This window comes from Achromobacter sp. ESBL13 (assembly GCF_036668755.1).
In the GTDB taxonomy this organism is placed as follows: Bacteria; Pseudomonadota; Gammaproteobacteria; order Burkholderiales; family Burkholderiaceae_B; genus Achromobacter.
Genome location: NZ_JAZEVT010000003.1, coordinates 580,307 through 588,435, shown reverse-complemented (window position 1 = coordinate 588,435; position 8,129 = coordinate 580,307). Strand labels below are relative to the sequence as shown.

At 63.4% G+C, this 8,129-nt stretch carries 5 protein-coding genes and 1 tRNA gene; 4 read left to right on the top strand and 2 right to left on the bottom strand.

Going from position 1 to position 8,129, the window contains the following annotated elements; genetic code table 11:
- Positions 1-129: 129 nt before the first annotated feature.
- Positions 130-220 (bottom strand) — tRNA-Ser (locus V6F88_RS16845).
- A 284-nt stretch (positions 221-504) separates the two neighbouring features.
- Here V6F88_RS16845 and V6F88_RS16840 point away from each other — a divergent pair.
- From V6F88_RS16840 to yaaA, 3 genes are all read left to right on the top strand, one after another.
- Positions 505-1,758 (top strand): cation:proton antiporter domain-containing protein, encoded by a 1,254-nt coding sequence (locus V6F88_RS16840; protein ID WP_332610851.1) that lies wholly within the window; start codon positions 505-507, stop codon positions 1,756-1,758.
- Between the two features lie 124 nt (positions 1,759-1,882).
- Positions 1,883-2,665 carry a 3-hydroxybutyrate dehydrogenase gene (locus V6F88_RS16835; RefSeq protein WP_332610849.1) on the top strand — a complete coding sequence of 261 codons (783 nt, stop codon included), beginning with the start codon at positions 1,883-1,885 and terminating at the stop codon, positions 2,663-2,665.
- Positions 2,666-2,679: 14 nt separating this feature from the next.
- Positions 2,680-3,456 (top strand): peroxide stress protein YaaA, encoded by a 777-nt coding sequence (gene yaaA / locus V6F88_RS16830; protein ID WP_332610847.1) that lies wholly within the window; start codon positions 2,680-2,682, stop codon positions 3,454-3,456.
- A gap of 132 nt (positions 3,457-3,588) precedes the next feature.
- Here yaaA and V6F88_RS16825 read toward each other — a convergent pair whose 3' ends face one another.
- Positions 3,589-5,877, bottom strand: a complete 2,289-nt coding sequence (locus V6F88_RS16825) for an FUSC family protein (RefSeq protein ID WP_332610846.1) — start codon at positions 5,875-5,877, stop codon at positions 3,589-3,591.
- Positions 5,878-6,125: 248 nt separating this feature from the next.
- Here V6F88_RS16825 and V6F88_RS16820 point away from each other — a divergent pair, with 248 nt between their 5' ends.
- On the top strand, positions 6,126-8,129 hold the full coding sequence (locus tag V6F88_RS16820; RefSeq protein ID WP_332610844.1) for an acetolactate synthase 3 catalytic subunit: 2,004 nt from the start codon (positions 6,126-6,128) through the stop codon (positions 8,127-8,129).

The window sequence follows — 8,129 nt, the reverse complement described above, 5'->3', positions numbered from 1 at the left end:
GTGGGTTAGGGCGGGGCGGGTTAGGGCGGGGTACGGCGGGGTACGGCGGGGTCACCCGACTCTTCAGCCGTCTGCTCGCCGCACAAAGAAAAAAGCCCCTGATTTCTCAGGGGCTTCGTTCTTGAATACTGGCGGAGAGGGTGGGATTCGAACCCACGGTACGGGGATACCGTACGCCTGATTTCGAGTCAGGTACATTCGACCACTCTGCCACCTCTCCGTGGCTGGGTTCCAAAACGGTGGTGCCTCTTGCTTTAAGACCCAGACTTCAAGTTCTTAAAAGAGGCTTCACTGAAAGATCCCTGGTCGGAAGGATCTTCGTTGTTGGAGCAGCGAAGCCCGCAATTCTACAGGAATTTTTTCTTGTGTGTAAAGGGGGTGCGAAAAAATCTTTGAAGGGAGGCATCCGACGCTTCCGGTGGTCGCGATCTTTGCCCAGAATCCTTCCATTCGCGCTGCGCGCCTTCGGCCTTCCCCCATCATCCCCAGCCGGCATCCTTTTCCATGGACCTGATCCTTATCCTTCTTCTTGCCGCCGTGTTGTGCGTGCCGATCACCCAGCGGCTGGGGCTGGGCGCCATACCGGGCTACCTGATCGCGGGCGTGCTGATCGGGCCGTCGTGCCTGAAGCTGATCACCAATGTCGACACCATGATCAATGTGTCGCAGTGGGGCGTGGTGATGATGCTGTTCATCATCGGGCTGGAACTGTCGCCCCGGCGCTTATGGGCCATGCGCAGCGAGGTCTTTTTACTGGGCACCCTGCAGATGCTGGTCTGCGGCCTGTTGCTGGGCCTGGTGTTTGGCGCGGCGCTGCGGCACCTGGCCGGCATGGAGTGGCAGGCTGCCGTGCTGTGCGGCTTGTCGCTGGCGTTGTCATCGACGGCGGTGGCGTTGAAGCTGCTGGATGAACGCACGTTGACCCGCACGCCGCTGGGGCGCTCGGCCCTGGGGGTGTTGCTGTTTCAGGACATGGCGGCCATTCCGATGTTGGTGGCGGCGGGGCTGCTAGGGTCCGACGGCACGTCGGCGCCTTCCTTCAAGGAAGCGCTGGTGGCCGTGGCGGTGGTGACGTTGGCGTATCGGCTGCGCCTGCTGGGCTGGGCCGCCAAGGCGCAGTTGCAGGAACTGTTTACGGCGGCGGCGCTGTTGATGGTGGTGGGCGCGGCGCAGTTGTTCGACTACGCCGGCCTGTCCGCCGGCCTGGGCGGCTTTCTGGTGGGCGTGTTGATGGCGGAATCGCGCTATCGGAACGACCTTGAAAGCGCCATCGAACCGTTCAAGGGGCTGTTGCTGGGCCTGTTCTTCCTGGCTATCGGCATGTCCGTCAACCTGAAGGTGGTGGCCGACCACTGGTGGTTCATTCTTGGCGGCGTGGCCGCCTTGCTGGTCGTCAAGGCGCTGGTCCTGTATGGGTTCGCGCGGTTTCTAGGCTTGCCGCGCTACCACCGGCTGCTGTTTGCGATGGTGCTGGCCCAAGGCGGCGAGTTCAGCTTCGCCATCTTCAACGAAGCCTGGGATAACCACTTGGTGAATCTTGAACAGCGCGACGTGCTGTCCGTGGTGGTCGCGATTTCGATGGGCGTGGTGCCCGTGCTGATCAAGCTGCTGGAGCGCGTGCCGGAAAACCGTGGCGGCATGGCAGACCTGCCGAGCCCGATCCAGACGGAGCCGGATCCGGATCCGACTCCTGAGCCGCCGGCAAACCCCTCGGCAAACCCCTCGGCAAACCCGGCCGACAGCTCCCCTCGCGCTTGACCCCGCACTGCGTGGGGTCATGGCATGATTGCCGTCTTGCGGGGCGGCTACACTTGTGCCCGCTCTGCATTTCGACCCCACCGTCACCCCACTGTCACCCCCGCCAGACCCCAGGAGAATGCGCATGCTTAAAGGAAAAGTCGCCCTAGTCACCGGTTCCACCAGCGGCATCGGGCTGGGTATCGCCACCGCCTTCGCGCAGCAAGGCGCCGATATCGTCCTGAATGGGTTTGGTGACGCCGCCGAAATCGAAAAAGTGCGCGCCGGCCTGGCCGACAAGCACGGCGTGAAGGTCGTCTACGACGGCGCCGACCTGTCCAAGGGCGACGCGGTACGCGGCTTGGTCGAGAACACGGTGCGCCAGTTGGGCCGCATCGACATCCTGGTCAACAACGCCGGCATCCAGCACACCGCGCTGATCGAGGATTTTCCCGCTGAAAAGTGGGATGCCATCCTGGCGCTGAACCTGTCCGCCGTGTTTCACGGCACCGCCGCCGCGCTGCCCCACATGAAGAAGCAGGGCTTTGGCCGCATCATCAATATCGCGTCGGCGCACGGCCTGGTCGGGTCGGCCAACAAGTCGGCCTACGTGGCGGCCAAGCATGGCGTGGTGGGTTTCACCAAAGTCACGGCCCTGGAAACGGCCGGGCAGGGCATTACCGCCAATTCCATCTGCCCGGGCTGGGTGCGCACCGCCCTGGTGGAAAAGCAGATCACCGCGCTGGCGGAAAAAAATGGCGTTGACCAGGAAGCCGCCGCGCGCGAACTGCTGGGCGAAAAGCAGCCGTCGCTGCAATTCGTGACGCCGGAACAATTGGGCGGCACCGCCGTGTTCCTGGCCTCGGACGCCGCGGCGCAAATCACGGGCACGTCCGTTTCGGTCGATGGCGGCTGGACGGCGCGCTGATAAAGGAACCACGAATGTTGTTTTTGCTTTCCCCCGCCAAGAAGCTGGACTATGACTCGCCCTTGCATATCGAGACGCATACCCAGCCGCTGTTCGTGGATCAGGCCGCCGGCCTGATCAAAGTGCTTAAGACCAAGTCCGCCGAAGACATCGCCGGCCTGATGAGCCTGAGCCCGGCGCTGTCGGAACTGAACGCGCAGCGCTACGCGCACTGGAAGCGCAGTTTTACCCAGACCAACTCGCGCCAGGCCGTGCTGGCCTTCAACGGCGATGTGTACGAAGGGCTGGACGCCTCCAGCCTGTCGGCCAGGCAGCTGGACTGGGCGCAAGAGCACGTGGCCATCCTAAGCGGCCTTTATGGCGTGCTGCGGCCGCTGGACCTGATGCAACCGTATCGCCTGGAAATGGGCACGCGGCTGGAAACGCCCAAGGGCAAGAACCTGTACGAGTACTGGGGTTCGACCATTGCGGACTATCTGAACGAGCGTCTGGAAGGCAAGAAGGCGCCGGTCATCGTGAACCTGGCGTCCGAGGAATACTTCAAGTCGGTTGACCTGAAAACGCTGAAGGCGCGCGTGGTGCAGTGTGTGTTCCAGGACTGGAAGAACGGCGCCTGGAAGATCATCAGCTTTCACGCCAAGCGGGCGCGTGGGTTGATGGCGCGCTACGCGATCCAGCACAAGGTGACCAAGCCCGAAGGCTTGCAAGGCTTTGACCTGGAAGGCTACGCCTACGACGCCTCGGCATCGACGGACGACAAGCTGGTGTTTCGCCGCAAGCTGGCGGATTGACGCGGTGATGGGTTGACGGCGTGGTGCGTTGACGCCGTCATCAGTCGACGCGGTGAGTGCGCGGTTGACGTGAGCACTGTTCCACGTCTTTGCGCGCCTTGCCCGTCTTGCGGGTCACCGAGACCTTCGCCTTCAGGCCGCCGCCGCCACCGGCGGAGCGTGCGTAGGGTCAGCCAGCGCCTGCAATTCCTGGCGGATCATGTGCGAGGCCTTCAGCATCTGTTTCAGCGGATAGGCCAACGCCGCCTGCTCGCCCGATGTGTCGAACTGCGTGGGCAGGGTGGTGGCGATCTGCGGGCGCTTTTCGTCCAGCAGGTCGACCATGCCGTTCATGGCCAGCTGCACCGCCTCGGGCGTTTTGGGCAGCGCGGCCAGGATGGGAATCGCCGCCGTGATCTGCGAGGCCAGCACGTGGTTCTGGATCAGCAGGTTGTTCAATTCCGGCACGCTTTGCTGGTGCGACTTCGGCTCGCTCATCATTCGATAGAACGCCTCGGCAAAGTTGCTGAACGCAATGTGCACGTTCTTGCGTGCCAGCCGCCATGCCAGGTCGGCGTCGATGACGGCGGGCGTGTCGGCGGCGGGGGTGGCAGTGGGGCTGGCGGCGGGGGATGCAGGGGTTGTGGCGGCAGTCGTGGCGGTAGCCGTGGCCACGTTTGACGGCGTGCCATGCGCCTGCATGGCTTCCACGTAGCGCAGGCCGGCCACCAGATATTCGCGGTTGGCGCGCGTGGCGGCCGCCGCCAGCGGCTTCAGGTAGCGCGCTTCCCACCACGGCAGGATGTAGCTGCATATCAGCGCCAGCGCGCAACCCAGCAGCGTATCGATGGCGCGTTCGCCAATCACCGACATCGACACGGTGCCCGGCGACACGAAGTGAAAGACCAGCACCACGAACAACGTGTTGAATATGGCGCTGGCCATGTAGTTCAGCTGCACCAGGCTGTTGCCCATGATGCAGGCGCCCAGCAGCACGGCGAACAGGATCTCGGGGCTGTCGGTCAGGTTGAACAGCAGCAGGGCGCAAATGCAGCCGATCAAGGTGCCGCCCAGGCGCCAGCCGTTACGTTGCCGCGTCAACGCGAAGCCGGGCTTCATGATGATGACGATGGTCAGCATGATCCAGTAGTTGTGCGCGGAAAACTCCGGCGACAACCAGCGGCTGGCCAGGGTCATGGCAATGGCGGCAGCCGCCGTCACGCGCAGCGCGTAGCGAAAGTGCGGGGAATCCAGCCGCAAGTTGCTGGTCAGGAGCCCAAAGCGGAATTCCTGGCGCGAGATGAACCGCGTCAACGATTTGTTGATGCGCAAGACGTCGGTGGGCTTGGCGTCGGGCGATGCGGCGGTGTGGTCGGCCAGGCGGTCCACGATGCGGGCCGAATTGCGCAGGCGGCGCAGCACCTGGATGATCAGCGCCAGCATCTCGGGTTCGCGCTCGCCCAGCCCTTGCTGTTTCAGCTGTTCGATTTCGTATTCGATGGCGCGCAGCTCGGCCTTGGCGCTGCTGCGGTATTGCACCGGGCGGCCACGCGATACATCCAGCGCGATGCGGTTTAATTCCAGCGACATTTTCACCAGCGCGTCACGCATGAACATCAGGCAGTCGTTGCCGGCCAGCGTGCGGCGCAGCGCGGCGTAGTCGGTATGCGTGGCGACCAGAGTGTCCAGCAGTTGCAACATGTCCACGAACATGTTCCAGATCATCACGCGCTGGCGGTCACCCACGCCTTTGCCGCGTGGCAGCGCGCGCAGCACCATGTCGCGCGCGGCCTGGTGCTTTTCCGTCATGATCGACTGGCGCTGGATCAGTGCGCGGTAGGATTCGTCCAGGTCGGCCGTCTCGTCGTAGAAAGCGGCGCGGGCGGCCACGTAGTCGGCCGTGGCGAATAGCGCCACGGACATGGCCTGCTGTTCTTCGCGCAGCCAGAACAGGCGCGAGAATCCCAGGCTGAAGACCACGTAGAACAACGCACCGCCCAGCGTCGCGGCGGCGTGCGCCAGCACTTGGTGCGGCTCCAGCGGCGAATGCATGGTCAAGGTCATCAGCAGCAGGCCGGCAAAGCCGATCAGCCCGCCGCGCTTGCCGAACACCGTGAACATCGAATAGACGAAGCACTGCGCAATCACCACCAGCCAGATCAGGACGGGGTTGCTGGACGCCAGCCCGGTAATGATGACGGTAAGCGTACCCAGCGCCGCGCCGCCCAGCATTTCGTTGGTGCGATGGCGCTGCGGCCCGCCCGGCTGGTCGATGATGGCCAGGCACTGCGCGCCAAACGTCGCGACCAGCCCGGTGGTGTAGTTGCCGAACAGCCCGCCCAGCACCAGCACGGGCAACAGCATGCCAACCCCCTGGCGCACCCCGCCGAAGAAGTAGTGGCTGTAAAGGAAGCGGCGGATGCTGGCGATGCGCAAATCCATGGGGGCGGGGCCTAATTCTCGCGATGCGGCAAGTATATAGATGCGCCCGCGAGTTAGGGCCTTTCCCCGTCGGGCCGCCCCTGGGGGGGCATATATTCTGGGGTCGGATGGCTGCCGGACTTTCCCGCAATTCGCTTTGCATCGCGCGTGCAACGGTCGTTTCACGCCGATTTGCTACCTTTGACGCAACGCGGTAAATTCCACCTCTTGCACCGGTCTGCCTATCCGATACCGGTGCGTTGAGGCGGATGGTAACGGGTCACCTCCCCAGCCATCCCGCCGCAGTGATACTTGCTGTTGGCCGCGCCACAAGCGTGTGTTGCCAAAGCTTCCATTTCGACCTCCAGCGTCCCCCAGGGGCGTTTGCACTGCGTTCTGTCGAGCGTGTGCCGGGTCGGCAGGGTGTCCGGGTGGCGTGGCTCCGTGAGCCGCTAAGCGCCGGATCATGTTGTCGTAACCGGTATGGGTTCCGTTGCCGCCGTATCCGGGCGAGCAGCAGTCAGGGTTGCAGGGCCGGTACTGAAAGGAAATACAACATGGAAATGAATGGCGCCGATATCGTCGTGCGCTGCCTGGCCGATGAGGGCGTGGAACACGTTTTCGGCTATCCCGGCGGCGCAGTGCTTTACATCTACGACGCGATCTTCAAGCAAGACAAATTTCAGCATATCCTGGTTCGTCACGAGCAAGCCGCCGTGCACGCCGCCGATGCCTATTCGCGCTCGTCGCAAAAGGTTGGCGTCTGCCTCGTGACCAGCGGCCCGGGCGTGACCAATGCCGTCACCGGCATCGCCACCGCCTATATGGATTCCATCCCCATGGTCATCATCAGCGGGCAAGTGCCCACTGCGGCCATCGGCGAAGATGCGTTCCAGGAATGCGACACCGTCGGCATCACGCGTCCCTGCGTCAAGCACAACTTTCTGGTGCGTGACGTCAAGGACCTTGCCGAAACCATGCGCCGCGCGTTCTACATTGCGCGCACGGGCCGCCCCGGCCCGGTGCTGGTCGATATCCCCAAGGACATCACCGTCGCGCAGTGCAAATACACGCCGCCCAAGGGCGAGATCTCGATGCGTTCCTACGCGCCCGTCAATAAGGGCCACCAGGGGCAGATCAAGAAAGCCGTGCAGATGCTGCTGGCCGCCGAACGGCCGATGATCTACACGGGCGGCGGGGTCATCCTGTCGAACGCCGCGCCCGAGCTCAACAAACTTGTGTCGCAACTGGGCGCGCCTTGCACCAGCACCCTGATGGGGCTGGGCGGCTACCCGGCCAGCAGCGGCCAGTTCGTGGGCATGCCCGGCATGCACGGCACGTACGAAGCCAATATGGCGATGCAGCACTGCGACGTGCTGCTGGCCATCGGCGCGCGTTTCGATGACCGCGTGATCGGCAACCCCAAGCACTTCGCGCAAAACGCCCGCAAGATCATCCATATCGATATCGATCCGTCGTCGATCTCCAAGCGCGTGCGCGTGGACGTCCCGATCGTCGGCAACGTCAAGGATGTGCTGGCCGACCTGTCCGCCCAATATGAAGTGGCGGCCGCCGAGCACAAGCCCGCGTCCATCACCAAGTGGTGGGAGCAGGTTGAAACCTGGCGCGGCAAGGAATGCCTGAAGTTCGCCAACTCGGACGAAGTCATCAAGCCGCAGTACGTGGTGGAAAAGCTGTGGGAAGTGACGGGCGGCGACGCCTTCGTCACGTCCGACGTGGGCCAGCACCAGATGTGGGCGGCCCAGTACTACAAATTCGACAAGCCGCGCCGCTGGATCAACTCCGGCGGCCTGGGCACCATGGGTGTGGGGCTGCCGTACGCGATGGGCGTGCAGATGGCCAACCCTGGGCACGACGTTGCCGTCATTACCGGCGAAGCGTCGATCCAGATGAACATCCAGGAACTGTCGACCTGCCATCAATACCGCCTGACGCCCAAGATCGTCTGCCTGAACAACCGTTTCCTGGGGATGGTCCGGCAATGGCAGCAGATCGATTACGGCTCGCGCTATTCCGAGTCCTACATGGATTCGCTGCCCGACTTCGTCAAGGTGGCCGAGGCCTATGGCCACGTGGGTCTGCGTATCGAGCGTCCGGCGGATGTCGAACCCGCGCTGCGCGAAGCCTTTGGCAAGCACAAGGAACGCCTGGTCTTTTTGGACTTCATCACCGACCGCACCGAAAACGTGTGGCCGATGGTCAAGGCCGGCCGTGGGCTGACCGAAATGCTGCTTGGCTCTGAAGACCTGTAA

What these genes read in the sequence shown, in the direction of transcription:
- V6F88_RS16840 (WP_332610851.1), top strand. Translation starts at nt 505, where the DNA reads ATGGACCTGATCCTTATCCTTCTTCTTGCCGCCGTGTTGTGCGTGCCG.
- V6F88_RS16835 (WP_332610849.1), top strand. Translation starts at nt 1,883, where the DNA reads ATGCTTAAAGGAAAAGTCGCCCTAGTCACCGGTTCCACCAGCGGCATC.
- yaaA (WP_332610847.1), top strand. Translation starts at nt 2,680, where the DNA reads ATGTTGTTTTTGCTTTCCCCCGCCAAGAAGCTGGACTATGACTCGCCC.
- V6F88_RS16825 (WP_332610846.1), bottom strand. Translation starts at nt 5,877, where the DNA reads ATGGATTTGCGCATCGCCAGCATCCGCCGCTTCCTTTACAGCCACTAC.
- V6F88_RS16820 (WP_332610844.1), top strand. Translation starts at nt 6,126, where the DNA reads ATGGTAACGGGTCACCTCCCCAGCCATCCCGCCGCAGTGATACTTGCT.